Genomic DNA, 24,665 nt, shown 5'->3' with positions numbered 1-24,665 from the left:
AGCCACCTTGAGCAGGGGTCAGTGGGCGGTCAGGCGCTGCCCGTGGACCGAGCTGCTGGGGGACAGCGCCAGGGCCAACTGGGTGCGGTTGTGCATGTGGGTCAGGCGCAGGACCTGGGACACGTAGAGTTTCACGGTGTTTTCGGTGATCCCCAGTTCACAGGCGATCTGGTAGTTGGTCTGGCCTTTGCCCACCAGGCGCGCCACATCCAACTGCCGGGGTGACAACTGATTGAACATCGCCGGCATCTCGATCCGGTCCAGCTCGCCTCCCGCCTCGCCGTCGTCCTCGCCCGTCGCGGCCTGGGGGCTGCGGCGAACCTTGTCGAGGTCCTGGTAAAGGTCATCGATGGACTGGGAAAGGAACTGCAGCTTCTGGTTCAGGTGCCCCAGTTGCAGGTTTTTCTGTTGCTCCTCGAGGGCCGCTTCCTGGCGTTGCAGGCCCGCCAGCAGTTCGTCGAGGACAATGGGTTTTTGGTAGTAGTCGGCGAAACCGGCACGCAGGGCCTTGATCACGTCCTGCTTGTCGGCGCGACCGGTGAGCATGATGGCCTCGAACACCCGTTGCTTGCCGGCCACCCGATGCAGCTCTTGGACCAGTTGGATGCCGTCCAGCTCGGGCATGTGCAGGTCGCACAGGACCAGGGAAATTTCCTCGTCGTTGCTGAATAACTCAACCGCCTGACGACTGGAATCACACGGGACGCAACGGTATCCGCTGCCTTCGAGAAACTCGCACAGCTCCTCGACGATCAAGGGCTGATCGTCCACCACAAGCACCTTCATCTGGACACTTGGCTTGTTCACGTCTCACTCCATGCCTAGGTCAATGGCTGACCATTGCTGTTGCGTCATGCATTTCGCGGGCTGCTCCGAGATAAACGTAGACCCACTTTCGGACTATGTACATGGCATTAATCACCTCGGCGACTAGTGGATCCAAAGCGCCGTGGAGAGCATTCCGAGCAGGATAAAGGGGGCAAAAGCACAATTCTTTGACTGTTGCGGGTCCAGGTGTCGCAGACCCTGTTTAAGCCCTTGACCCATAAGGGGCCAGATTCTTGGCGCTAGCAGTATCCACAGCAGACTGGTGGCCCCGGCCCCGATCAACGTGCCCAGCAGGTGCAGTTGATCGGTCGCCAGGCCCAACGCCGCCAGCAACTTCACATCCCCCGCGCCCATGCGCCCCAGGGCGTAGCCGGGCAAGGTCAACAGCAGCGCAAGCAGCAGAGCCCAGCCGCCCTGGGCAGGCGTGGCGCCCCACCAGGTGCTGCCCGTCCACAGCAGGTACAGCAGCGCCAGGAGCGCGGCGCCCAGGGTCAGGAGGTTGGCGATGTGCCGCTGACGAATGTCCTGGGCCGCGCAAAGCATCAGCCAGCTGTACAAAACGAGGCCTTGCATTCAGTTAAACGTCCCTTTTGGCTGAATGAATCTATGCTCAGATGACTCAGTGGTCGTCAGGGTAGACGCACTTATGAAACAGGGCCTGCGAAACGCGGAAAAAGGGGCAGTGGCCATCGAGTTCGCCGCCGTATTCGTGATTTTTTTTGCCGTGTTCTATGGGCTGGTCAGCTACAGCCTGCCATTGCTGCTGGTGCAATCCTTCCACGAGGCCACCGCCGAAGCCCTCAGGCGTTCGGTGTCGATCGACCCCAACACACCCAACTACGCAAGCGCCGTGGAAACCCTGGCCAAGCAAGTGGTGGCCCAGAAAACCGCGTGGATACCCAGCGCCTTCAACTTCGCCGCCAGCGACTACAGCGCGGTCTACAGCGGCGGCATCCTCACCGTTGCGGTGAATTACCCCACCAGCAAACTGAATCAGGTCATGCCCTTCCTGGTGCTACCCGGGATCGGCACCGTGCCCAACCTGCCAGCGCAGCTGCAAGTCACCTCGAGAATGCAATTTTGACCCCTGGGGACAAACTCCTGGGCCGCCTGCTCGGCCGCTCGCCCTCTCTGGCCACGCAAGCCCTGCCGACCTTGCCCGCCCAACCGGTCGGCCTGCAGCTGCTGCTGGACGGCCAGGGCCGGGTGCTGGAGATCGCCGGCCCGTTGCGCCACGCCCTGCTGCAACGGCCCCAGGCATTGGCATCATTGCACTTGGCGGACTACCTGTGGCCCCAGCGTGCGCTGGCGATTGAAGGCGGCCCCGCCGACTGGACCGGCCAACTGCTGGACCTGGACTTCCAGGGCCCTGGCCGTAGCACCTTGCACCTGCGCGGTTGGGTACAGCCGTGGGCCGATGCCTGGCTGATGCAGTTGCTGGACATCGGCGACCTGCTCCAGGAGCGGCAACACGGGCGAATCCGGGAAACCTGCCAGGGGCTCGCGGGCCAGTTCAGCGAACAACTGCGCCGCTGCAGCCTGTCGCGCCTGGCCGACGTGCTGCAGGACCAGCTGCAAGGGCTGGCCCAGCGCTGGGCCATTCCCAGCGTGGCGATCGCCCTGCTCGATGAACAGCAACACGAGTGGCAGATCCACGCCTGCTACCGTGCCCACGACGCGGCAGACCTGTGGCAACCCGGCCAGGTACTGGGCAGCGCCCTGGACAGCCTCGCCGGCAATGCGCCCCTGCGCCTGCAACTGCTCCATGGCCTTGAGCCCCACCCGCGCCTGCTGGGGCTCTTCGGCAACGGCGAAGGGCTGCTGGTGCCCTATCGAGATGATCAGGGAGTCGCCGCCTGGTTGCTGTGCGGCGGCTACTCGGCGGCGCCCACTGTGGCGTTGCAAGACGGTGACTGGCTGATGCTCTGCGCCGCCCTCGCCGCCCCCTTGCTCGGCCGCCTGCGTGAGCAGCGCAACCAACAGCATCTGGAACGCCTGGCGGCCTTGCAGGAACTGCTCGGCACCGGCTGGTGGGAATGGCTGCCCGGGCACGCCGAGATCCAGGTCGCCGCCCCCCTGGCCCGCAGCCTGCAACTGGACACCGACACCCGTCGCCTGTCCGTGGAGCGTTGGTTGCAGCGCATCCACCCGGCTGACCGGCAAGAGCTGGCCAGCGGCCTGCAAGCCCTGCAACACGACAAGCCACTGCTGCTGTGCGTGCGCCTGTTGCCTGCAGACACCACGGCGCCGCCGCTCTGGTATCGGGTCCAGGGCCAGGCCCTGGGCCACGGCGAACAGCGGCGCTTTGTCGGGTTCATGCTCGACATCAGCGACATCAAGGAGCAGCAGCAACAGGCCGCCGCCGCCCACGCCCGCCTCGACAACCTGATCGCCAGTTCCCCGGCGGTGATCTACGTGCAGGCCTACGTCGAGGGCGCGTTACCGGTGAGTTTCTTCAGCGCCAGCCTGCAACCGCTGCTGGGCTGGAGCCTGGAAGACTGTCCTGGCGGCGCGGTGGTGGACTGGGTCCACCCCGATGACCGTGAACTGTACTTCCAACGCACCCGCCAACTGCTGCGCGAAGGCGCGGTCCACAGCCGCTATCGACTGCGTGACCGCCAGGGCGAATACCACTGGGTGCTGGACGAGGCCAAGCTGCTGCGCGACGACCTGGGCTTGCCGGTGGAAGCCGTGGGGCTGTGGCTGGATGTCACCAGCGCAACCCTGGCCGCCGAGCAGGTCCGGCAAAGTGAAGAGCGTTATCGGATCCTGGTGGAAGACTCGCCAGCGATGATCTGCCGCTACCGCCCGGACCTGACCCTGACGTTCGGCAACCGTCCGCTGGCCAACTACCTGGAGTGCGCGCCGGAGCAATTGCCGGGCAGCCACCTCGGCGACTGGCTGTCGGCCGAGCAGCATCAGGCATTTGTCCAGCGCATCGCCCTGCTGAGCCCCGAGTTCCCGGTGAGCACGGCGGAAATCAGCCTGCAGTTGCCCGGGCGCGAACATGCGTGGTGGGTCTGGTCGGATCGCGGGGTGTTCGATGCCCAGGGGCAACTTCTGGAGATCCAGGCCGTAGGCCGCGACAACACGGAAGTCCGACGCTCCCAATTGCAGCTTACCCAGAGCGCGAAAATGGCCACCCTCGGCGAAATGGCCACCGGCCTGGCCCACGAAATCAATCAGCCGCTGAACGTGATGCGCATGGCCATCGTCAACGTGCTCAAGCGCCTGGGCAAGGGCGAGGTGCAGATCGACTACCTCCAGGAAAAACTCAACCGGATCGACGCCCAGGTGCAACGTGCGGCGCGCATCGTCGATCACATGCGGGTCTTCGGCCGACGCTCGGAGATCGAGCAGCGCCCCTTCAACCCGGCCCAGGCCGTGGAAGGCAGCCTGTCGCTGCTCAGCGAGGGCATGCGCGGCAAGGGCGTGGAACTGCGGCTCGGAGAGATCGACCTGCAGGTTCAGGTGCGCGGCCATGTCGACCAACTGGAGCAGGTGCTGATCAACCTGATGGTCAACGCCCGCGATGCCCTGCTCGACCCACGCGCTGATCAGGCTCACGGGCAGCCGTGGATCAGCCTCAGCGCCGACCGGGACGAGCAATGGGTGCGCCTGTGGGTGGAAGACAACGGCGGCGGCATCGACCCGCGCCTGCTGGAACGGATTTTCGAGCCCTTTTTCACCACCAAACCCATTGGCACCGGCACCGGCCTCGGCCTGTCGGTGAGCTATGGCATCGTCGAAAACATGGGCGGCCGCCTGAGCGTGAGCAACGCCGAACAAGGGGCGCGCTTCTGCATCGAGCTGCCCCTGAGCTGAGCCTCTTCAGATCACCAGGTAGGCCCTGCCCGCCTGGCCACAAGTCAGGTTGGCGCCGACTTCGACGTCCATCAGATTAATGCCCAGCATCGACAGCAGGTTGTTCAGCAGGGGGTCGAGCACGGGGCTCAGGAGGCCGGTGACTTTGGGCAACAGGAGGTTGGTCACGCCACTGATGGCACCGGCCAGCCCGGTGACGATCGCCCCCAAGGGATTGGCATTGACCGGTTTGTAGACGATCAGATTAATCCCTGACAGGGTGCTGGCCAGGCTGCCGACAATATTGCTGGTCGGCACCACCGTCTGGTAGCTCGATGCCAGTTTGACGTCGGGCGGGATGGGGTACGGCGCGGCCGCACTGGAAAACAGCAAGTCCTGGGAGGTCTGGGCCACGCTGCTATCCACCATCACCGCAATCCCCCCTGCCGCGTAATGCACGACTGGATCGCAGCGCCCCGGCAACACCAGGAACTGGTAGCAAGTGCGAGTGCCCAGGTCCACCAGCGGCAACGGCTTGACCGTGGGCTCCGCAGCGGAGGAAAAGGCATTGGCCGGGTCTATCTGACCGAGTTTCAGATCCGCCAAGGATGTAACGCTGCGGACCGACAGGCTTTTGCTGCCGGTGTTGTTGACCGGGCAACTGTAGTCAGTGACATAGGCCTTGGCGCCGCCCACATCCAAGGCGACATCAATCGTACTGAACGATGCCAGGGCCGGATACAACTGCTCGCAGCCCGCCCCCAGCAGGCACAACGCCGAGCCCAGGGTGCTGACCAGGTTGAGGCTCAGCAGGCTGTTGAGCAGCGGCGTCAACGGCGCCACCAGATTGGAAACCGCGGTGGTCAGCACAGAGTCCGACGACAACAAGGGCACGTTGATCCTGACCAGGGTGCGCACCTGGGCTGTGCGCACATAGATGCGGTTAGCGCCCAGCGGGTCGGCCTTGGCCAGGCGTGGATCACCGATGGCCGACAATTGCGGCGGCTCGATCACCTTGACCTGCACCGTCAGGTTCGCCAGCCCCAACAGGTTGGCAGGGATGGTGACCGCGGCCGCACTCTTGCTGTTGGACAGCTGGACCATCGCCTGCAACAGCTGGAACACCTGCACATTCGCATCAAGGGCAGTGGAAGGCAGGCCGGTCTGCAATTGCAGGATATCGCCGAGTTTCACCGGGCTGGCATTGAGCGCCGCCACTTGCAGCGCCCCCAGGGCGGTCAGTACCTCCGCGGTCGCACCATTGGCCTGCAGCACGGTGACCGCGGCTTGAATCAGCTGAGTCACGGTGGCCGTGGTGTTGAGTAACTGGGTGTAGTTGCCGGCAGCGACGTTGAGGTTGATCGCCAATTGATTGAGGTAGCTGAGCAGGTTGATGTCGCTGCCGATCAGCCCATTCCAGCCCAGGGCACCAATGCTGACATTACCCCCCAGCATGCCGCCGACCACCGCATTGAGCGGTACCGAGCTGGCCGTGTTGATGGTGGCCAGGGTGCTGCGAATGCTCAACTGCGCCACGTTCGGCACCGGGGCGGCCGCCACCGCGGTGGCTGTCAGTTGGGTATTGAGGCTGACCGGCCCCGCGGAAAACAGCGCACCCACGCCCCGCGCCACACTGGTGTGCACCGAATCGCTGAAGATCACCCGCACCGCCGCCGACTGGCTGGCATTCGGGCTGAAGGTGCGCACGCCGTTGGCGCCGGTCACCAGGCCGCCACAGGTGGTATTGAGGGTGCTGTCGGCATCCGGGGTAAACCCGTTACGCACAGCGCTCTGGTTGGCGTATTGCGCCGCCGTCAACCCGGCCTGGCAGGTGCCGCCGCGGCTGACCGCCTCCAACGCGGCGTTGTCCGCCACCCGCTGCAACTTGCGCTGCTCCAGATACAGCCGCCCGCTGTCCACCACCAGCAGCATCAAGAGCAAGGCCAGGCCCAGGCTCACCGCCGCGATCAAACCAATGGCACCACGTTGTCGCCCGGGCCGGACCAGCCTCTCGGGGAAGACATCGAGCACTCCTTTGCCGGCCCACAGCCAAGCGCTGTCTGGATAGATGCAAAGCAGTGTAGACAAGGCCTGCAGCCGGCGCTGGCAAGGTGCCAGCGCCGCTGACTGACGGTATTGCGCCCTTAAGCGCCAGCCTGAAGCGCGGCGTTAGCGGGGCGGGTAGTTGGCCAGTATCCGCGCCACAGTGGCGCGCACGGCAGCGCTGCGATCGCTGGGGTTGGGCGAGCTGCTGAGCATCTGCTCATCGCTGCCGCGCCACACCAGCTTGCCGTCCTTGGCGTCCAGCAGGTCGATCTGGATGGTCGCCACCTTATAGGTGACGTTGCGGGTTTCGTTGTACATCGGGCCGCCCCAGTAGCCGTTCCACGGGCCACCCCAGCCACCGCCGTAATTGGTGGTGACCTGCTGCTGGCGGTCTTCAATGATCAGGTAGGTCTGGACATTCACGTCTGCCCGGGCCGCCCCCATCACGGGACGCAGGCCACGCTGGTCCAGTTGCTCAGCCACTGCCTGGCGAATCCGCTGCTCGGTCAAGTCGCTTTTAATCCGAGGGTCATCCGGGCGGTACTGCAGGCCGGGCTCTTTCCAGCTCCAGCTTCGATAAGCGGCAAAGTCGCGACTGGCGTCGAAGTCGTGGTTGACCTGGTTGGCGGCGCAGGCGCTAAGCAGCGCGGCGCAGACCAGTAGAACGAGGCGATGGAACATGATTGTTCTCCGATGAGAAAGCAGCACTCTGAACAGACTAGCTGGGAGGATAGGCCGACATGGCCTTTTCCAGCGCCTCACGCAAGGCAGCGGCACGTTCGCTCATACTGCCCCGGCTGCTGGTTTCAGCGCTGGCGCTCCACACCGGCTGGCCAGTGGGACCGTCGAACAGGTTGACCCGAACCACCACCACTTGAACCTCGTACGTGCGCACGACCGGCACGCTGCCGTACATGCCGTAACCCGGGCCGTAACGGTTGTAGCCACCGTAACCGCCGTAGCCGTAGTCGTCCTGGACCTGGCGCAGGCGTTTTTCCAGGTGCACATCAGCGCTGACCCACAAGTCCGCCGGGCGCTGATCGTACAACGGTCGCAGGCCGCGCTGATCCAGGGCGTTGCCCACCGCCTCGGCGATCTGTGCCGAATCCGCCCAGGCCGAGCCGGCGGGCTGGCGCCCGTTGAGCCAGGCCCAACTGCGGTAGCGTCCGTAATCCCGCGACGGCGCCGGGTAGGCGCTGCGGTCGAACGTGGTCGCCGCTTGCGGCGGCGCCGGCGGCAAGGGAGTGGAACTGGCGACATAGGGGTTGCGGCCTTGGCAGGCGGCAAGCCCCGAACACAGGAGGATCAGACCAAGACGGCGTTTCATGGGGCACTCCGTTAGATCGGCCGGCACATCCAATGCAGGTAACGCCCAAGCCCGGCGAAACTTGGGTGTCGGCGGTGCGCCAGTTCCATTTCCAGGAGGTCCGCCAGCTCGGCGCGGGCCTGGAACTCCACCGGCATGTAATCGTGGAAAACCCGCACGCCACTCTGGGTTTCGACCTGCCACAGGCCCTCAAGTTGCGTCGCCAATTCACGGGGATCGAGCGGTTGCTGCGGGGTCAGGCTCTGCTTCTCGCCGGCCATGTCGTTCTTGCGCATCTTGCGGAAGTGGCCCTTGAGCAGGTTGCGGTAAATCAGCGCATCACGGTTATAAAACGCCAGGGACAACCAGCCGTCCCGAGTCGTCAACTGATGCAACACCGGCAAGATGGCGTGGGGCTCGGCCAGCCACTCCAGCACGGCGTGGCACAGCACCAGGTCGTAAGGTTCGGTGAGCTGGCCCAGCAGGTCCTGCCAGGGCGCCTGGATAAAGGTCGCGCTCTGCCCGGCATCGGCAAAACGTTGACGGGCGCCCTCCAGCATCGGCGCAGCCGGTTCGGCCAGGGTCACCTGGTGCCCGCGCTCGGCCAGCCACAGCGACATGTGGCCCAGCCCGGCACCAATGTCCAGGACCCGCAGCGGCCGCTGGGGCAGGCTTTCCGTCAGGTCGGCCTGAAGCACGGCCAGACGAATGGCGCCCTTGGCCCCGCCGTAGATTTTTTCGGCGAAGCGGGTCGCCAGTTGATCGAAATGGCGGTCGCTCATCCGCTGAACCGCCGTTCGCTGTCGGCCAGCTTGTCGCCCACCACCTGGGCCATGTCCAGCCCCAGCTCACTGCACAGCAGCAGGAGGTAGAGCACGATGTCGCCGACTTCCTGGCCGGCGTGGGCCAGTTTTTCCGCCGGCAGTTGCCGCGATTGGTCTTCGCTCAGCCACTGGAAGATTTCCACCAGTTCGGCCATTTCGACGCTGGCGGCCATGGCCAGGTTTTTCGGGCTGTGAAATTGTCGCCAGTCATTGCGGTCGCGAATGGCGTGCAGGCGTTGGGTCAGTTCGTCTAGGTTCATCGGGGTCTCCTGAAGGCGTATAGCTTCCGGGGGATGGGTAGCGGGCGCAAGGGCCAATCAGCGCCAGATCGGCCCACACCGGAGCTGGGCAAAAGCTCTATGCTGACAGGGAACTCCCCGGGGCAAATAATGGCCAAAGGCGAGCACACCCCTCTCTTCCATCAGGACGCCCTTATGCAGGTAGAAAGTTTTTTCGAATGGCTCGGCCAGGCCATCGGTTCGGTCATACGTTTTATCGTCGATCTGCTCAGCGGCCTGTTCAACACCCTGACCCATGCCGGCGGCAACTTCGTCGATGGGCTGGCCCGTGCCTTGGGGATGGACACCTCGATCATCAGCATCATCGCGCTGATTGTCGGCCTGATGCTGCTCTACTCGGCAATCCGCGCCTTTATGAACGCCTCGATCATCATGGGCATCATCTGGCTGATGCTCGGCCTGTGGCTGCTGAGCTGGATCATGCATTGACCGGCGCTGCGCCGACGCCCGGGGCATAAGCCGCGGGCTGCGGCTACAATGCCGGCTCTCGCAAGGAGCCTGCATGTCCACCCTGATGACCGATTGGCGCCACCGCCCGACCCACCGCCGTGTCTGGGCCCTGGCGGCGCCAATGATTCTCTCGAATATTTCCGTGCCCCTGGTGGCTCTGGTAGACAGCACCGTCATCGGTCACCTGCCCCACGCCCACCAACTGGGCGCCGTGGCCGTGGGCGCTACCCTCTACACCTTTCTCGCCTGGACCATGGGTTTTCTGCGCATGGGCGCCACCGGCTTTGCTGCCCAGGCGGCCGGGCGCGGTGACGGTACGGCCCTGCGCCAGGTGCTGCTGCAAGGGCTGTTGCTGGCGATGGGCATGGCGCTGCTGCTGGGCAGCCTGGCCATTCCCCTGAGCGGTATTGCCCTGCAGTGGATGCAGCCGTCCATGGAGCTGCAGCAGATGGCCCTCGATTTCTTCCACACCCGGCTGCTGGGCTTGCCCGCCGCCCTGGCCAGCTTTGCCCTGGTGGGCTGGTTCCTCGGCACCCAGAACGCCCGGGCGCCCTTGATCATCCTGCTGACCACCAACCTGGTGAACATCGCCCTCAACCTGTGGTTCGTGCTCGGCCTGGATTGGGCCGTGGTCGGCTCGGCCCGGGCCTCGGTGATTGCCGAATGGACCGGCGCCCTGCTCGGCCTGGCCCTGACCCGCCCGGCCCTGCGCACCTACCCGGGGCAGATCGCCTGGGCCGCGTTGCGACGCTGGCAGAGCTGGCGGCCGCTGCTGGCGGTCAACCGCGACATTTTCATCCGCAGCCTGGCGCTGCAATCGGTGTTTTTCATGATCACCGTCCAGGGTACGCGCTTGGGGGATGCCACCGTCGCCGCCAACGCCTTGCTGCTCAATGGATTGCTGCTGACCGCCCATGCCCTCGACGGCCTCGCTCACGCCGTGGAAGCCCTGTGTGGGCACGCCATTGGCGCCCGTGATCGCAGCGCCCTGCGCCGCTCCCTAGTGGTGGCCGGCGGCTGGTCACTGTTGGCCAGCCTGGGCTTTGCGCTGTTGTTCCTGCTGGCCGGGCACCTGTTTATCGAAATGCAGACCGACATCACCAGCGTGCGCGAAACGGCCTTTATCTACCTGCCCTACCTCGCCGCCCTGCCCCTGATCGCGGTCTGGAGCTACCTGTTGGACGGCCTGTTTATCGGCGCTACCCGGGCCCGGGAAATGCGTAACGGCATGCTCCTCAGCCTGCTATTGGGGCTGCCATGCGCCTGGGCCCTGCAAGGCCTGGGCAACCACGGCCTGTGGCTGAGCTTCCTGCTGTTCATGCTGTTACGCAGCCTGACCCTGGCCGCCTTTGCCTGGGACCTGCGCAAGAACGACGGCTGGTTTGCCCGGGCTCATTGAGCCGCCGGCGCACCGACAAAGTCACTGACCCGGTCCAGTACCGGGGCCAGGCCACGCAGGGGCCGGGCAAGGGCTGCCACCAGCGTGCCGTGGCCGGTGCGCGAAAAGTAGAACTCCTGCACCGGCACGCCGGCGGCGCGCAGCTTGTTCGCCAGGCCACCGGTGTTGCGTTGCGGATTGACCAAGGTGTCGTCGTTCGAGGCCATTAGCAAGGCGGGCGGCGCACCTCGACTGACATGGTTGATGGGCTGGGAGTCGGGCGGCGAGTCCGGGTAGAAAAACACCGGCCGCACCGCTTGATTGGCAATCGGCAGGAAATCGTAGGGCCCAGCCAGGCCGATCCAGCCCTTGATCACCGCCGGGCTGAGCCCCACCGCTGCCAGCAGGCTAGGGTCCAGGGCCAGCATGGCCGCGTTATAGGCACCAGAACTGTGGCCCATCACGTACAGCCGCTGAGGGTTGGCGCCATAACCGGCAATATGTTCATAGGTCCATGCCACAGCTGCCGCCGCGTCCTCCAGAAACGCCGGATAGCGCACTTGGGGATACAAGCGATAGTCGGCCAAGACCACGACCATGCCCCTGGACGCCAGGGCCTCACCGACAAAACCGTAGTCGGCACGTGAACCGCTGTTCCAACTGCCGCCGTAGAAAAACACCACCACCGGTGCGCCGGGTGCTGCGTCTTTGGGCTGGTAGATGTCCAAGTGCTGCCGTGGGTCGCTGCCGTAGGCGATGTCCCGAGTCTTGATGACCCCGCCGCTGGGGCTCAAGGCGTTAAGCACCTTGAGCGGCGAACACCCGGCCAGGAGCCCGAGGATCAAGGTGGTCAGCAATAAGCGGGCTGTACGCCCGGGACGATTGAACATCGGCTGGAACCTCTTCAGTGTTCGAGCGCATCCGCCGCCCATCAGCCAGTGCGCATTCAGCAGGCTAGTCGCAAACCCTGAGCGCCGAGGCAAAAAAAACCCACCGTCACCGGTGGGTTTTCATTGGCTGCATCGCCTGTCAGCTCGACAGGTACGACGAGCGGGTCAGGCCCAGGCGCAGGGCGTCGAGGTACTGGGTACGCTCGGACGCCGTGATCTTGGCGCTGGCCACTTTATCGCGGTAGTGAGTCATCAACTCCTCAGGCGACAAGTGCACGTAGCGCAGCATGTCTTCGATGGTGTCGTGGGTCTCGATACCGGCGTGGTACACACTGCCGTCCGGGCGCTGGTAGATGTTCACCGAGTCGGTGTCACCGAACAGGTTGTGCATGTCGCCGAGGATTTCCTGGTAGGCACCCACCAGGAAGATCCCCAGCAAGTAGTCCTCGCCTTCGTTAAGGGCATGCACCGGCAAGCTGGTCTCGATGCTCTGCTCGTCGACGTACTGCTTGATCTTGCCGTCGGAGTCGCAGGTCAGGTCTTGCAGCACGGCACGGCGCAGCGGCTCTTCGTCGAGGCGGTGCAACGGCAGGATCGGCAGCACCTGGCCGATGGCCCAGGTATCCGGCAGGCTCTGGAACACCGAGAAGTTGCAGATGTACTTGTCGGCCAGTTTGTCGTTGAGCTCATCCAGCACTTGGCGGTGGGAACGCTGACGGGCCTTCAAGGAGTTGTGCAGGCGACGGCACACCGCGAAGTAGCACTGCTCGGCCAGGGCTTTTTCAGCCAGGGTCAGCTTGCCGTCGGCGTACTGGGTGGCCACGTCGCTCATGTAGTGCGTGGCGCGCCAGTAGGTTTCGGTGACCATTTCAATGTCGGTCGGGCCCAGCAGGTCCACCAGCCATTGCACGGTTTCCGGCAGCTCTTCCTTGTTTTCGATCTTCGGCACGTCGTCGTTGTGCTTCTCGACGTCAGTCACCTGCACCACCAGCATGGCATGGTGGGCGGTCAGCGAGCGGCCGCTCTCGGAGAAGATGTGCGGGTGCGGCAGGCTCTGGGCATCGCAGAATTCCTTGAGCATGCCCACCACGACACCGGCGTAATCGTCCATGTCGTAGTTGATCGAGCTGGCGTTGCGCGAGTGAGTACCGTCGTAGTCCACGCCCAGGCCGCCACCGACGTCGATGTGGTCCACCGGCAGGCCGAGGTTGCGCAGCTCGCCGTAGTAGCGGATCGCTTCCTTGAAACCGTGCTGGTAGTCCGCCAGGTTGGCGATCTGAGAGCCCATGTGGAAGTGCAGCAGGCGGATGCCCTGGTCCAGGCCGGCCGCGCGGAAACGCTCGACCACCGACAGCAACTGGGCAGCGGACAAACCGAACTTGGATTTTTCACCACCGGTGTCGGCCCACTTGCTCGAGGCCAGGGACGACAGGCGCACCCGCAGGCCGACTTGTGGCTTGACCTTGAGGGACGCGGCTTCTTCGATCACCAGGCCCACTTCGGACTCTTTCTCGATGACGATGAACACGTTGTGGCCCAGCTTCTGGCCCATCAGCGCCAGGCGGATGAACTCCCGGTCCTTGTAGCCGTTGCAGACGATGGTGCCGCCTTTCGGCGCCAGGGCCAGGACCGCCAACAGCTCAGGCTTGGACCCGGCTTCCAGGCCGATGGAGACGTTCTGGGTGGCGATGATGTTCTCGATCACCGCTTCCTGCTGGTTGACCTTGATCGGGTACAGCGCGGTGTACTTGCTCTGGTATTCCAGGCGCTCGATGTTCGAGTCGAAGGCGCCGGTCAGCTGGCGCACGCGGTCTTGCAGGATATCCGGGAAGCGCACCAGCAACGGCAAGGACAAGCCGCTCTTGCGCAGTTCATCGACCTGTTCGAACAAGTCGATGGGCAGGCTGCTCGGTCCGTTCGGACGAACTTCGACGCGACCGGCGTCATTGATCGCGAAATACCCGGCCCCCCAATGGCGAATCCCATAAACACTGCGGCTGTCCGCAACTGTCCATTGGCTGCCATCGTCTTTGCGTGTGCGTCGTACGGACATCGAAGTCCCCTATAAAGAAGTCATAGAGCGCCACCCCTATCAAAGGCTGGCGCAGTCTAAAGAATGAAAATGACGATTAGCCTGCAACGAGGGGGTAGACCTCATCAACAGTCCTGAGTTTAGAAACCGGTCATGAACAGGCTCTGTGAAAACCATGGAGACGACGCACCTGCCTGGAAGAGCCGGGCCGCATCAAGTCGGGGGTGGTTTTCACAGAGGCTGCTAGCCGCCGGATTTCTTCGCTTTGAAACCGTGCTTGAGCAACTCAGCCAAGAGTAGCTCGACATGGTCGCCCTGGATTTCGATGACGCCATCCTTCAAGGCGCCGCCGGTGCCACAACGTTTTTTCAGCGTGGTGGCCAGTTCCTTGAGGGCGTCTTCGGCCAAGGGCACGCCGGTGATGGTGGTCACCGTCTTGCCGCCACGGCCCTTGCTTTCGCGACGCACGCGAGCAATGCCGTCACCGGCCGGAATCAGGGTTTGTTTGCAGATGCAGGCAGCCACCGGCTGGCTACAGTCCGGGCAATGGCGACCTGCGTCGGTGGAAAATACCAAGCCACCCAGGGCGGCGAAGGATGCGGCTTTTTTGGCCACCGGCAATCCTCTTCGGAGGACTAAAAGACTGGTCGAAGCACAATGGCGGTGCCATCGACCGCGAAGCCCCACTCAGGCAGGGGCAGCGCTACTGAACCGGGTGCGGGTATAAAAAGCAGCGCCGGTTCAGCTTGAAAAGTCGCGCAGTGTAACGGCAAAAGGCGCCGTTGCTAAGGGCCAAAGCGCGGCATTTTATGCAACTTTAGCGACGCCCGCGCAGATAGCGCTGCAAGGCTGCCAGGGAGTCCGGGCAATAGGGCTTTTCGTGGATTTCCCGCAGCACCTGTTCCACCGGAATAAAGTGCGCTTCCAGCACTTCCTCAGGCTGTAAACGCAGGGGACCGTCCCACACCGCCGAGAACGCCGAGCACCACAAACGGTTGCCGGTGTCTTCAAAAAAGAAATGATCGTGGGCGCTGAGTTCCACACCGCCCACGCCCAACTCTTCTTCCAGTTCCCGGGCCGCCGACTCGGCGTAGCTCTCGCTGGCCAGCACCATGCCGCCGGCGGCCACATCCCAGTAACCCGGGTAGATGGCCTTGCTCAGGGTGCGCCGGTGCACGCACAGTTCACCGGCAGAATTGAACAACAGAATGTAGGTGCCACGGCCGATCAACCCGCGCTCACGCAACTCGCTTCGGACCATGGCGCCGAGCAGTTGGTCCTGCTCGTCGACCCAGGCGATCTGTTCGGCGTCGGAGGCCGCGCGATGCGCGGCCTCATTGGTCGATACGCCCATGGATCAACCCTGATTGAGCAGTTGACGCAAGTCGATGACTGCGGCGTTAGCTCGGGAAATGTAGTTGGCCATGACCAGCGAGTGGTTGGCGAGTACGCCAAAACCGCTGCCGTTGAGGATCATCGGGCTCCACACCGGCTCCTGGGAGGCCTCCAGCTCGCGAATGATCTGGCGCACGCTGACGGTGGCGTTCTTCTTCGCCAGCACATCGGCGAAATCGACTTCGATGGCGCGCAGCAGGTGGGACAGGGCCCAGGCCTGGCCACGGGCCTCGTAGAACACGTTATCGATCTGCATCCACGGGGTTTCCACCACCTCTTCATCGACCTGCGGCACCTGGCCGGGGGCGACGACTTCGGTTTTCAACGCGGTGTTGAGCTTGACCCGGCCAACACTGGCCGACAGGCGCTGGGACAGCGAACCCAGGCGCGTGCCAACGTCACCCAGCCAGTTGTTCAGGTTGTCGGCGCGGGCATAGAACAGTGCGCTCTTCTGGTTGGGATCGGACAGGCGCGCCTGATAACGGCTCAGGGCGTTGATGCCTTCCTGGAATTCGGATTCGCTGGACGGCAGCACCCAGCTCTTGTTGTCGAAGTTGAAGCGCGGCTCGGCCTTGGCCAAGTCAGCGTCTTCAGCGGACTGGGACTGGGAACGGGCGAAGTCTTTGCGCATGGCGCGGCTCAGGTCTCGCACCTGGACCAGCACCCCGTATTCCCAGCTCGGCATGTTGTCCATCCACAGGCCAGGCGGAAAGCGGTCGTTGGAAATGTAGCCACCGGGCTTGTTGAGCAAGGTGCCGGCCACGGTTTTCAAGGTTTCCACGGTGGTGTAGCCGATCACCATCTGCTTGCCTTCCTGCTCAGCAGCAACCTGAGCATTCTGCTGCACCGGGAACAGCGCCGGCTCCTGGCTCCAATACCAGCCCAGGCCAATGGTCACCAGCAGATACAAGCCCACCACGGTCGCCAGGGCGCGGCTGAGCAGCAGGCCACCGACATAGCTGCGGGTTGCCGACTTGGGTTCGGCAGCACGATCCGGCGCGCTGCCCGCGCGATTCTTCCAGTCCAGCATGGCTAATTCCTTTCAATCACTTGAGTTCATCGGTTCGACCACAACCCTAGTCCATCGTGCCTTGCCGCGTACGGATTAACTCCGCTGGCGGAATCGAGCCACGCCACGATTGCGAATCAGGCGGCCACTATAAAGGAAGGCAGGGGCCCGAGCCTATGCGACCAGTCGGTCAGGAAATGAATCAGGTCGCTTTGCAGATTATTGACGCCAGATACTCATGCGACCGAAAAGAGGTGCTAGCATAGAGCCACCAGTCGATCTCAGCATGCACCCTAACTAGTAGTCAGGATATGACCGAGCCAGAAGACCCCAGCCGTGAGCGCCTCAAGCACCACTTTGCCCAGCGGGTAATTCATCAGGCACGTCAGATTCTTGAGATATGGCAGCGTCTGCAACGCAGCGAATGGTCCACCAGCGACATGTCCGAACTCAGCGAAGCCAATTTGCGCCTGCTGCGTTTCGCCGAACGTTTCGAACAACCCGAACACACCCAACTGGCCCGTAGCATCGGCGACTCCCTGCAAGCGGTGGACGCCAATCGCGGGCGCCTGAGCAGCGGCCTGATCACCGAACTCAATCGCCTGATGCAGCGCCTGTCGCGCACCGGCCTGCGCCATGGCGATCAGTTGGAACAGACCTTCCTGCCGCCCCTGCGCAAACCGATCTACGTGATGCTGCAAGATCACGACCGCGCCGAACGCCTGGCCAAGCAACTGGAATTCTTCGGCCTCAGCGCCCAATCCCTGGACAGCGTTGCCGCCTTTCGCTCGTCGATGGTGGAACGGCTGCCGGCAGCGATCGTCATCGATGTGGATTTCTGCGGCGCCGGCATGGGCCTGACCCTGGCCGCCGAAGCCCAGGTCGGCCTGGAGCACAAGCTGCCGCTGCTGTTCTTCAGCCTCCACGAAACCGACACCCCGACTCGCCTGGCGGCGGTGCGGGCCGGTGGCCAGGAGTTCCTCACCGGCACCCTGGAAGCTTCCAGCCTGCTGGAGAAGATCGAAGTCCTGACCTGCGTTGCCCAGTACGAGCCCTATAAAGTGCTGATCATCGACGACTCCCGCGCCCAGGCCCTGCACACCGAGCGCCTGCTCAACAGCGCCGGCATCGTCACCCGCACCCTGATCGAGCCGATCCAGGCCATGGCCGAGCTGGCGGACTTCCAGCCGGACCTGATCATCCTCGACATGTACATGCCGGCCTGCACCGGTACCGAGCTGGCCAAGGTGATTCGCCACAACGACCGTTACGTCAGCGTTCCGATCATCTACCTGTCGGCCGAGGACGACCTGGACAAGCAACTCGACGCCATGAGCGAGGGCGGCGACGACTTCCTGACCAAGCCGATCAAGCCGCGACACCTGATCACCACCGTGCGCAACCGTGCAGCGCGGGCGCGCAACCTCAAGGCGCGGATGGTCCGCGACAGCCTGACCGGGCTGTACAACCACACCCACATCCTGCAACTGCTCGAAGACTGCAGTTTTCGCGCACGCCGCGAGAACAAGCCGCTGAGCTTCGCCATGCTCGACATTGACCATTTCAAACGGGTCAACGACAGCCACGGCCACCCCATGGGCGACCGGGTGATCAAGAGCCTGGCGCTGTTCCTCAAGCAACGGCTGCGCAAGACTGACTTCATCGGCCGCTACGGTGGCGAAGAGTTCGCTATTGTCATGCCCGACACGGACCAGGACGCAGCCTGCCTGGTGCTGGACGAGATCCGCCAGCGTTTTGCCGAGATCCACTACCCGGCCCAGCCAGAAGACCTGTGGTGCACCTTCAGCGCCGGGGTGGTGGAGCTGCGGGAGAACTCCGACAGCCTGATGATGGCCAGCCAGGCAGACGAGGCGCTGTACCGCGCCAAGCACGCCGGACGCAACCGGGTACAGGCCGCACGCACATCAAGTCAAAGTGCCATCTTTTCACCGGAATCCACCGACTCGGTCATAACGCTGTAACACAAACGCAATAAATTCAGGCGCTTACCACTCAAGCCGTTGGTAGAGCCCTGATGCGCCTGAAGTTGCTGACCAATCTCAACACCCTTCTATTGGTTGCCGTATGCCTGGCCCTGGGGGCGACACTCTGGTGGTCGCAACGCGCCCTGGAACGCCCTTACCTGTTGATGGAACGCTACCTGGGCCTGTCCCAGCAGTTCCAGAACCAGGCCGCACGCAATATCGAAGACTACCTGGCCAGCGGCGACGCCCTGCGCCTGAGCGCCGCCAGCCAGGCCCTCGAAACCCTGCAAGCAGAACTGTCCGAGTTGCCCGGCGAATTGGCCCAGAGCCTGCGCCCGAGCCTCGCCAGCCTCGACGACTTCAGCAAGACCGACCTGCTGGCCGCCGGCAAGCTGGCGGGTGATCCGCAAGCCTTGCTGCTGCAAGCCGAACGCGAACTGGGGGCCAACCTCGAACAGCTCAGCCAGTACGCCGGCGATGCGTCGCCAGCCAGTGCCGCTCCCTACCTGCCGTTGCTGCTCAGCGCCTCCCAACACCTGGGCAAACTGTCCCTGGCCCGGGACAAGCTGGTGAGCAGCGGGCGCAGCGAACTGGCCGCCGATGTCGAGCGAGAGCTGGGCAACATGCGCCAGCAGGCCGAGCGCCTGGAAGCCCTGCCGCTGCTGGGGGTGGCCGCCAGCAGTGCATCCGGCACCGATGACTTCGCCGCGATGATGGGCCTGGAAAACACCGAAAAAGCGGCCAGCGAAGACGCCGGCGTCGGCCTCAAGCGTGAACTCCACAGCCTGCTCGGGCGCTACCCGGCGGAGCTGGGCCGCACCCGGGAACAGATCCAGAAACGCGCCGACCTGAGCGCCGCCACGCACCTGAAAATCACCGCAGTGCGCCAGGCCCTGGCCGAGCTGGAACCGGTGGTACGCGCCCAGCATGGGCAGATCCAGGGCGAAGTACGGCTGATGCAGGGATTGATGATCGGCCTGATCTTGCTGATCGCCCTGGTCATCGACAGCCTGCAGCGCAAGCTGGCGCGGGTCCTGACCAACCTGGCACCGGCCCTGTCGACCTGGGCGACGGCGACTTCAGCCAAGACATTCAACTGGGCAAGACCAACCGCGAACTGCATGACATCGAAGCCTCCCTCAACCGCCTGCGGGCCTACCTGGTGGACCTGGTGGGCACCATTCGCCAGAACGCCGAGCAAGTGGCCGGCAGCAGCCGCGCCCTGGCCGACCTCAGCAGCGGCCTGCACAGTGGCGCCGAGCGCCAGGCCGGCGACACCGCGCAAATCCGCGATGCCCTCGGCGAGCTGGAAGCCACCATCCAGCAAGTGGCCGGTGATGCCAGCCAGGCGGCGGACGCCAGCCGCAGTGCCGGGCTCGCCGTGGAACAGGGGCAGAAAGTCATCGGCCTGAGCCTCACCGGCCTGCACGCACTGGTGGGTGAAGTGCAAGGCAACGCGCAGATGATCGAGCACCTGGCCCAAGAGTCCGCGACCATTGGCGGGGTGCTGACGGTGATCCGCTCGATTGCCGACCAGACCAACCTGCTGGCACTGAACGCGGCCATCGAAGCTGCGCGGGCCGGGGAAATGGGCCGAGGCTTTGCCGTGGTGGCCGAGGAGGTCCGTTCCCTGGCGCAACGCACCGCGGGGGCCACGGCGGAAATCCAGGGCCTGATCGCCACCTTGCAAAGCGCCGCCCAACAGTCGGTGGAAGGCATGCGCGCCCAGGTGGAACACGCCGAAGCCACGGCCAACCAAGCCCAGGCCGCCGATGGCGCACTGGACGAAATCGTCGGGGCCATCCAGACCATCGCCGACACCGCGGTGCGAATTGCCGATGTCACCGCCCAGCAAAGTGGCGCGGTGAGCGAGATTCGCGATCACAGCGAACGCATTCACCAACTGGGCGGGGACAACTTGCTGCGCATCGGTGAGGGGCGCGAACAAGGGGAGACATTGCTGGTGTTGGGCGGGCAATTGCACACCGCGGTGCAGGCGTTCCGGGTCTGATCCACAACGCTCGCCGGCCCGCCTGCCGCTGACCTGCCTGCAGCGGGCGGCCTGCTCCGCTATCATGCGCACACCCCCGCTTTGCGAGTTCACCATGCGCCGTCTGCTCTGCCTGCTGCTCCTCGTCCTGGCCCTGCCGGCCACCGCTGCCGGTCTGCTGGAATCGCGCCCCAGTTCCACATTGGGTGCGGTGAACAACAGCGCCGACTTCCTGCCGGTGCGCGACGCCTTCCAATTGAGCCTGGTGTCCAGCACCCCGCAATCGATCAAGCTGCGCTTCGTCGCCAGTGAAGGCTACTACCTGTACCGCCATCGCTTGCAGTTCCGCGCCGAGCCTGCCGACATCCGCCTGGGCACCGCGCAACTGCCTCAGGGCGAACAGAAACACGATGAATACTTCGGCGACGTCGAGGTGTACCACGGCATTCTCGAGGTCGAACTGCCGCGCCAGGCAGACGACCTGCGGGCCTTTACCCTGGTGGTCACTTACCAGGGCTGCGCCGACAAGGGCCTGTGTTATCCGCCTGAAACCGAGCGCCTGCAGATCGACGGCAGCGGTGCCAATGCCCAGGCCGCACCCTGGAGCTGGCGCGAACTGGCGCTGTTTTTCCTCGCTGGCATCGGCCTGACTTTCACCCCTTGCGTGCTGCCCATGCTGCCGATTCTCTCCGGCGTGGTCTTGCGGGGCCAGGTCGGCGGCTGGCGCGGTTTCAACCTGTCCCTGGCTTACGTGCTGCCAATGGCCGCTTGCTTCGCCCTGCTCGGCGCCTTGATGGGGCTGTTCGGCGCCCAGCTCAACCTGCAGGCGCGCCTGCAATCGGCCTGGGTGCTGGTGCCCTTTGCACTGTTCTTCGCGGTGTTCGCCCTGGCCATGTTCAATGTCTTCGAGCTCAAACTGCCGCGCTTTATCAGCGAGCGCCTGGAGCGCATCGCCGGCCGCACCGAAGGCGGTTCACTGTGGGGCGCGGCGGTGCTGGGGGTGGTTTCCAGCCTGCTGGTGTCGCCATGCGTGTCAGCGCCCCTGGCTGGCGCCCTGCTCTATATCAGCGCCAGTGGCGATGCCCTGGGCGGCGCGATCAAGCTCTTCGCCCTGGGCCTGGGCATGGGCGCCCCGCTGCTGCTGGTGGCCACCGGAGGGGCGGCCTGGCTGCCCAAAAGCGGCCCGTGGCTGGTGACGGTGAAAAACGCCATCGGCGTCTTGTTGCTGGGCCTGGCGATTGGCTTGCTCAGCCGCGTCCTGCCGGGGCCGATCACCCTGCTGCTGATCGGTGCCCTGGCCGCGGGTGTCGGCCTGTTCCTCGGCGCCCTGGAGTTCAGCCACAAGGCACCACGGCAACGCCTCGCCCAACTGCTGGGGCTGTTCCTGGTGTTTTATGCCCTGGCCTGCTGGTGGGGCGCATTCAGCGGTCAATCCGATCCGCTCAAGCCCATTGCCGGCACCCCGCCCGCCAGCAGCGCCCAGGCGCCGGGCAGCCAATGGCAGAGCCTGAGCAGCGCCGCCGAACTGGAGCAAGCCTTGAGCGCCGCCAAGGACGCCGGCCAGCCGCTGCTGCTCGACTGGTACGCCGACTGGTGCATCAGTTGCAAAGTCATCGAACACGAAGTGCTGACCGACCCTCGAGTGATCGAAGGCCTCAAAGGCTATCGACTGATCCGCTTCGACATGACCGCCAGCAATCACGAACAACGGCAACTGCTGGACCGCTACCAGCTGTTCGGCCCTCCGGCATTGATGTTCTTCGGCAAAGATGGGCTCGAACGCAGCGATATTCGAGTTATCGGCGAAATCAGCAGCAAAGACTTCGTCGAGCGTATTGCCCGGGCAAATGACCGGATTTAACCGTTTGGTCATATATTTCGCGCAAACATCGGTCATCGTGCTGGCTATTGCAGAGAACTGGACAGTCATAAAGTCTTTCCGGCATAGTCGCCGGGTTCTGACTACCGCCTACAGACAACAAGGAACAGCAGATGGCCACCCTACTGGTTCTCCACGGACCCAACCTGAACCTGCTCGGCACCCGTGAACCGGGCGTCTACGGGGCGGTGACCCTGGCGCAGATCAACCAGGACCTGGAACAACGGGCCCGCGATGCGGGGCACCATTTGCTCTATCTGCAAAGCAACGCCGAGTACGAATTGATCGAACGGATCCACGCGGCCCGCGGCGAAGGCGTGGACTTCATTCTGATCAATCCAGCAGCTTTTACGCATACAAGCGTCGCATTACGTGACGCGCTGCTGGCGGTGAGCATCCCATTCATCGAAGTGCATCTGTCCAACGTGCACAAACGCGAACCTTTCCGCCATCACTCCTACTTCTCCGACGTTGCGGTGGGAGTGATCTGCGGCCTTGGCGCCAGCGGTTACCGACTGGCCCTGGAGGCCGCCCTAGAACAGCTTGAACGACAAGCAAAAGCTTGAACGACAAGCAATAAACGCCCCTGACCGACCCTTGGGAGTTGACGATTCATGGATATCCGTAAAGTCAAAAAACTGATCGAACTGCTGGAAGAGTCCGGCATCGACGAGCTGGAAATCAAGGAAGGCGAAGAGTCCGTACGCATCAGCCGCCACAGCAAGACGCCAGCCCAGCAGTACTACGCACCGGCTCCGATGCAGGCTCCGGTTGCTGCACCTGCCGCCGCTCCAGTGGCTGCTGCCGCTCCGGCTGCCGCTGCTGCTCCAGCGCTGAACGGCACCGTTGCCCGTTCGCCGATGGTCGGCACCTTCTATCGCAAATCCTCGCCGTCCTCGCCATCCTTCGTGGAAGTTGGCCAGACCGTGAAGAAAGGCGACACGCTGTGCATCGTTGAAGCCATGAAGATGATGAACCACATCGAAGCTGAAACCAGCGGCGTGATCGAGTCCATCCTCGTCGAAGACGGCCAGCCGGTTGAGTACGACCAACCGCTGTTCACCATCGTTTGAACCGCGGAGAAACGTTGATGACTGCGAAGTTGGAAAAAGTTCTTATCGCCAACCGCGGTGAGATCGCTCTGCGGATTCTGCGTGCCTGCAAAGAGATGGGCATCAAGACCGTCGCCGTTTACTCCAAGGCTGACAAAGAGCTGATGCACCTGGGTCTGGCAGACGAATCCGTCTGCATCGGCCCGGCGTCCGCCGCTCATTCCTACCTGCACATCCCGGCCATCATCGCGGCAGCTGAAGTGACTGGCGCTACCGCCATTCACCCAGGCTACGGTTTCCTCGCGGAAAACGCCGATTTTGCCGAGCAGGTCGAGAACTCCGGCTTCGCGTTCATCGGCCCGAAAGCCGAGACCATCCGCCTGATGGGCGACAAGGTATCGGCCAAGCACGCGATGATCGAAGCCGGTGTGCCCACCGTTCCAGGTTCCGACGGCCCACTGCCGGAAGACGAAGAAACGGCGCTGCGCATTGGCCGTGAAGTCGGCTACCCGGTGATCATCAAAGCCGCTGGCGGCGGTGGTGGTCGCGGCATGCGTGTGGTGCACAAAGAAGAAGACCTGATCTCCTTCGCCAAGCTGACCCGCACCGAAGCCGGTGCAGCGTTCGGCAACCCGATGGTCTATCTGGAAAAATTCCTGACCAACCCACGTCACGTGGAAGTCCAGGTGCTTTCCGACGGCCAGGGCCACGCCATCCACCTGGGTGACCGCGATTGCTCGCTGCAACGCCGCCACCAGAAAGTTCTCGAAGAAGCGCCGGCACCGGGCATCGACGAGAAGGCTCGCCAGGAAGTCTTCGCGCGCTGCGTCAAAGCGTGCATCGACATCGGCTACCGTGGCGCCGGCACTTTCGAGTTCCTGTACGAGAACGGCCGCTTCTACTTCATCGAGATGAACACTCGCGTGCAGGTAGAGCACCCGGTTTCGGAAATGGTCACCGGGATCGATATCGTCAAGGAGATGCTCAGCATCGCCGCCGGCAACCCACTGTCGTTCACACAGGATGACGTGGTTATCCGCGGTCACTCGCTGGAATGCCGGATCAACGCTGAAGACCCGAAAACCTTCATGCCGAGCCCGGGTACGGTCAAGCATTTCCACGCACCAGGCGGCAACGGCGTTCGCGTCGATTCGCACCTGTACAGCGGTTATGCCGTTCCACCGAACTACGACTCGCTGATCGGCAAGCTGATCACTTACGGCGCGACCCGCGAAGAAGCCATGGCACGCATGCGCAATGCCCTGGACGAAATCGTGGTCGACGGGATCAAGACCAACATCCCGCTGCACCGTGATCTGGTTCGTGACGAAGGCTTCTGCAAAGGGGGAGTGAACATTCACTACCTGGAGCACAAGCTGGCCGATCAACACTGATCAGCCACACGCCACACCGACAAGGCCGCTTTCGAGCGGCCTTGTCGTATCTGCAGAAACGAGCGCGCTGCTACCGGGTGCCTGCCTCGTCTTCTGCGCCGGGC

At 63.7% G+C, this 24,665-nt stretch carries 22 protein-coding genes and 1 pseudogene; 11 read left to right on the top strand and 12 right to left on the bottom strand.

Going from position 1 to position 24,665, the window contains the following annotated elements; translation table 11 throughout:
* Window positions 1–18: 18 nt before the first annotated feature.
* Entirely contained in the window at window positions 19–786 is a 768-nt protein-coding gene (locus M1B35_RS21540; RefSeq protein WP_279653866.1) for a response regulator transcription factor, read from the bottom strand.
* Between the two features lie 144 nt (window positions 787–930).
* Window positions 931–1,401 carry a prepilin peptidase gene (locus M1B35_RS21535; protein WP_268263004.1) on the bottom strand — a complete coding sequence of 157 codons (471 nt, stop codon included), beginning with the start codon at window positions 1,399–1,401 and terminating at the stop codon, window positions 931–933.
* Between the two features lie 73 nt (window positions 1,402–1,474).
* Between M1B35_RS21535 and M1B35_RS21530 the strand changes: the two genes are divergently transcribed.
* Window positions 1,475–1,912, top strand: coding sequence for a TadE/TadG family type IV pilus assembly protein (locus tag M1B35_RS21530; RefSeq protein WP_268263003.1), 438 nt, complete (start codon window positions 1,475–1,477; stop codon window positions 1,910–1,912).
* Window positions 1,909–4,653 carry an ATP-binding protein gene (locus M1B35_RS21525; protein WP_268263002.1) on the top strand — a complete coding sequence of 915 codons (2,745 nt, stop codon included), beginning with the start codon at window positions 1,909–1,911 and terminating at the stop codon, window positions 4,651–4,653. The genes M1B35_RS21530 and M1B35_RS21525 overlap by 4 nt, the downstream gene beginning before the upstream one ends.
* A 6-nt stretch (window positions 4,654–4,659) precedes the next feature.
* On the opposite strand, the gene M1B35_RS21520 is transcribed toward M1B35_RS21525, so the two are convergent.
* The 5 genes from M1B35_RS21520 to M1B35_RS21500 form a co-directional block, all read right to left on the bottom strand.
* A complete protein-coding gene (locus M1B35_RS21520; RefSeq protein ID WP_268263029.1) occupies window positions 4,660–6,663 on the bottom strand; it encodes a pilus assembly protein TadG-related protein in 2,004 nt (667 codons plus the stop codon).
* Window positions 6,664–6,801: 138 nt separating this feature from the next.
* Complete coding sequence (locus tag M1B35_RS21515) at window positions 6,802–7,359, bottom strand: DUF4136 domain-containing protein (RefSeq protein WP_123329776.1); 558 nt, start codon at window positions 7,357–7,359, stop codon at window positions 6,802–6,804.
* A gap of 37 nt (window positions 7,360–7,396) precedes the next feature.
* Window positions 7,397–8,005 (bottom strand): DUF4136 domain-containing protein, encoded by a 609-nt coding sequence (locus M1B35_RS21510; RefSeq protein ID WP_268263001.1) that lies wholly within the window; start codon window positions 8,003–8,005, stop codon window positions 7,397–7,399.
* A gap of 11 nt (window positions 8,006–8,016) precedes the next feature.
* Window positions 8,017–8,766 carry a methyltransferase gene (locus M1B35_RS21505; protein ID WP_268263000.1) on the bottom strand — a complete coding sequence of 250 codons (750 nt, stop codon included), beginning with the start codon at window positions 8,764–8,766 and terminating at the stop codon, window positions 8,017–8,019.
* Complete coding sequence (locus tag M1B35_RS21500) at window positions 8,763–9,068, bottom strand: MazG-like family protein (protein WP_123329770.1); 306 nt, start codon at window positions 9,066–9,068, stop codon at window positions 8,763–8,765. The genes M1B35_RS21505 and M1B35_RS21500 overlap by 4 nt, the downstream gene beginning before the upstream one ends.
* 174 nt (window positions 9,069–9,242) lie before the next feature.
* Here M1B35_RS21500 and M1B35_RS21495 point away from each other — a divergent pair, with 174 nt between their 5' ends.
* Both M1B35_RS21495 and M1B35_RS21490 read left to right on the top strand, forming a co-directional pair.
* Entirely contained in the window at window positions 9,243–9,536 is a 294-nt protein-coding gene (locus tag M1B35_RS21495) for a hypothetical protein (protein WP_123329768.1), read from the top strand.
* A gap of 73 nt (window positions 9,537–9,609) precedes the next feature.
* Window positions 9,610–10,956 carry an MATE family efflux transporter gene (locus M1B35_RS21490; RefSeq protein ID WP_268262999.1) on the top strand — a complete coding sequence of 449 codons (1,347 nt, stop codon included), beginning with the start codon at window positions 9,610–9,612 and terminating at the stop codon, window positions 10,954–10,956.
* On the opposite strand, the gene M1B35_RS21485 is transcribed toward M1B35_RS21490, so the two are convergent.
* From M1B35_RS21485 to M1B35_RS21465, 5 genes are all read right to left on the bottom strand, one after another.
* Window positions 10,950–11,825: an alpha/beta hydrolase gene (locus M1B35_RS21485; RefSeq protein WP_268262998.1), complete on the bottom strand. Its 876-nt coding sequence runs from the start codon at window positions 11,823–11,825 to the stop codon at window positions 10,950–10,952. The two genes, M1B35_RS21490 and M1B35_RS21485, sit on opposite strands and share 7 nt — an antisense overlap.
* A 139-nt stretch (window positions 11,826–11,964) precedes the next feature.
* Complete coding sequence (gene speA, locus M1B35_RS21480; RefSeq protein WP_123329763.1) at window positions 11,965–13,878, bottom strand: arginine decarboxylase; 1,914 nt, start codon at window positions 13,876–13,878, stop codon at window positions 11,965–11,967.
* A 222-nt stretch (window positions 13,879–14,100) separates the two neighbouring features.
* A complete protein-coding gene (locus M1B35_RS21475) occupies window positions 14,101–14,472 on the bottom strand; it encodes a translation initiation factor Sui1 (RefSeq protein WP_123329761.1) in 372 nt (123 codons plus the stop codon).
* Between the two features lie 202 nt (window positions 14,473–14,674).
* A complete protein-coding gene (locus M1B35_RS21470) occupies window positions 14,675–15,211 on the bottom strand; it encodes an NUDIX hydrolase (protein WP_268262997.1) in 537 nt (178 codons plus the stop codon).
* A gap of 3 nt (window positions 15,212–15,214) precedes the next feature.
* Window positions 15,215–16,282, bottom strand: a complete 1,068-nt coding sequence (locus M1B35_RS21465) for a DUF2333 family protein (RefSeq protein WP_123329756.1) — start codon at window positions 16,280–16,282, stop codon at window positions 15,215–15,217.
* 290 nt (window positions 16,283–16,572) lie between these two features.
* On the opposite strand from M1B35_RS21465, the gene M1B35_RS21460 reads away from it, so the two are divergent.
* From M1B35_RS21460 to accC, 7 genes and pseudogenes are all read left to right on the top strand, one after another.
* Window positions 16,573–18,243 carry a response regulator gene (locus M1B35_RS21460; protein ID WP_123329754.1) on the top strand — a complete coding sequence of 557 codons (1,671 nt, stop codon included), beginning with the start codon at window positions 16,573–16,575 and terminating at the stop codon, window positions 18,241–18,243.
* A gap of 53 nt (window positions 18,244–18,296) precedes the next feature.
* Entirely contained in the window at window positions 18,297–19,658 is a 1,362-nt protein-coding gene (locus M1B35_RS21455; protein ID WP_425273436.1) for a hypothetical protein, read from the top strand.
* A gap of 83 nt (window positions 19,659–19,741) precedes the next feature.
* Window positions 19,742–20,257 (top strand): annotated as a pseudogene (locus M1B35_RS32335) (methyl-accepting chemotaxis protein); the annotation flags it as partial.
* A gap of 94 nt (window positions 20,258–20,351) precedes the next feature.
* Entirely contained in the window at window positions 20,352–22,097 is a 1,746-nt protein-coding gene (locus M1B35_RS21450) for a protein-disulfide reductase DsbD (RefSeq protein WP_268262996.1), read from the top strand.
* Window positions 22,098–22,228: 131 nt separating this feature from the next.
* Complete coding sequence (gene aroQ / locus M1B35_RS21445; protein WP_123329747.1) at window positions 22,229–22,681, top strand: type II 3-dehydroquinate dehydratase; 453 nt, start codon at window positions 22,229–22,231, stop codon at window positions 22,679–22,681.
* Window positions 22,682–22,729: 48 nt separating this feature from the next.
* Window positions 22,730–23,188, top strand: a complete 459-nt coding sequence (accB, locus tag M1B35_RS21440; protein ID WP_268262995.1) for an acetyl-CoA carboxylase biotin carboxyl carrier protein — start codon at window positions 22,730–22,732, stop codon at window positions 23,186–23,188.
* 17 nt (window positions 23,189–23,205) lie between these two features.
* Window positions 23,206–24,561 carry an acetyl-CoA carboxylase biotin carboxylase subunit gene (gene accC, locus M1B35_RS21435; protein WP_268262994.1) on the top strand — a complete coding sequence of 452 codons (1,356 nt, stop codon included), beginning with the start codon at window positions 23,206–23,208 and terminating at the stop codon, window positions 24,559–24,561.
* The last annotated feature ends 104 nt before the right edge of the window (window positions 24,562–24,665 follow it).

This window comes from Pseudomonas morbosilactucae, from assembly GCF_023241665.1.
GTDB classification, from domain to species: Bacteria; Pseudomonadota; Gammaproteobacteria; order Pseudomonadales; family Pseudomonadaceae; genus Aquipseudomonas; species Aquipseudomonas morbosilactucae.
Note: the sequence above shows the minus strand (reverse complement) of the source record. Positions and strands in the feature narration are given on the sequence as shown.

Excerpts from the sequence above, each read along its gene's own strand:
- M1B35_RS21540 (WP_279653866.1), bottom strand. The coding sequence starts at position 786 with ATGAAGGTGCTTGTGGTGGACGATCAGCCCTTGATCGTCGAGGAGCTG.
- M1B35_RS21535 (WP_268263004.1), bottom strand. The coding sequence starts at position 1,401 with ATGCAAGGCCTCGTTTTGTACAGCTGGCTGATGCTTTGCGCGGCCCAG.
- M1B35_RS21530 (WP_268263003.1), top strand. The coding sequence starts at position 1,475 with ATGAAACAGGGCCTGCGAAACGCGGAAAAAGGGGCAGTGGCCATCGAG.
- M1B35_RS21515 (WP_123329776.1), bottom strand. The coding sequence starts at position 7,359 with ATGTTCCATCGCCTCGTTCTACTGGTCTGCGCCGCGCTGCTTAGCGCC.
- M1B35_RS21510 (WP_268263001.1), bottom strand. The coding sequence starts at position 8,005 with ATGAAACGCCGTCTTGGTCTGATCCTCCTGTGTTCGGGGCTTGCCGCC.
- M1B35_RS21505 (WP_268263000.1), bottom strand. The coding sequence starts at position 8,766 with ATGAGCGACCGCCATTTCGATCAACTGGCGACCCGCTTCGCCGAAAAA.
- M1B35_RS21500 (WP_123329770.1), bottom strand. The coding sequence starts at position 9,068 with ATGAACCTAGACGAACTGACCCAACGCCTGCACGCCATTCGCGACCGC.
- M1B35_RS21495 (WP_123329768.1), top strand. The coding sequence starts at position 9,243 with ATGCAGGTAGAAAGTTTTTTCGAATGGCTCGGCCAGGCCATCGGTTCG.
- M1B35_RS21490 (WP_268262999.1), top strand. The coding sequence starts at position 9,610 with ATGTCCACCCTGATGACCGATTGGCGCCACCGCCCGACCCACCGCCGT.
- M1B35_RS21485 (WP_268262998.1), bottom strand. The coding sequence starts at position 11,825 with ATGTTCAATCGTCCCGGGCGTACAGCCCGCTTATTGCTGACCACCTTG.
- speA (WP_123329763.1), bottom strand. The coding sequence starts at position 13,878 with ATGTCCGTACGACGCACACGCAAAGACGATGGCAGCCAATGGACAGTT.
- M1B35_RS21470 (WP_268262997.1), bottom strand. The coding sequence starts at position 15,211 with ATGGGCGTATCGACCAATGAGGCCGCGCATCGCGCGGCCTCCGACGCC.
- M1B35_RS21465 (WP_123329756.1), bottom strand. The coding sequence starts at position 16,282 with ATGCTGGACTGGAAGAATCGCGCGGGCAGCGCGCCGGATCGTGCTGCC.
- M1B35_RS21460 (WP_123329754.1), top strand. The coding sequence starts at position 16,573 with ATGACCGAGCCAGAAGACCCCAGCCGTGAGCGCCTCAAGCACCACTTT.
- M1B35_RS21455 (WP_425273436.1), top strand. The coding sequence starts at position 18,297 with ATGCGCCTGAAGTTGCTGACCAATCTCAACACCCTTCTATTGGTTGCC.
- M1B35_RS21450 (WP_268262996.1), top strand. The coding sequence starts at position 20,352 with ATGCGCCGTCTGCTCTGCCTGCTGCTCCTCGTCCTGGCCCTGCCGGCC.
- aroQ (WP_123329747.1), top strand. The coding sequence starts at position 22,229 with ATGGCCACCCTACTGGTTCTCCACGGACCCAACCTGAACCTGCTCGGC.
- accB (WP_268262995.1), top strand. The coding sequence starts at position 22,730 with ATGGATATCCGTAAAGTCAAAAAACTGATCGAACTGCTGGAAGAGTCC.
- accC (WP_268262994.1), top strand. The coding sequence starts at position 23,206 with ATGACTGCGAAGTTGGAAAAAGTTCTTATCGCCAACCGCGGTGAGATC.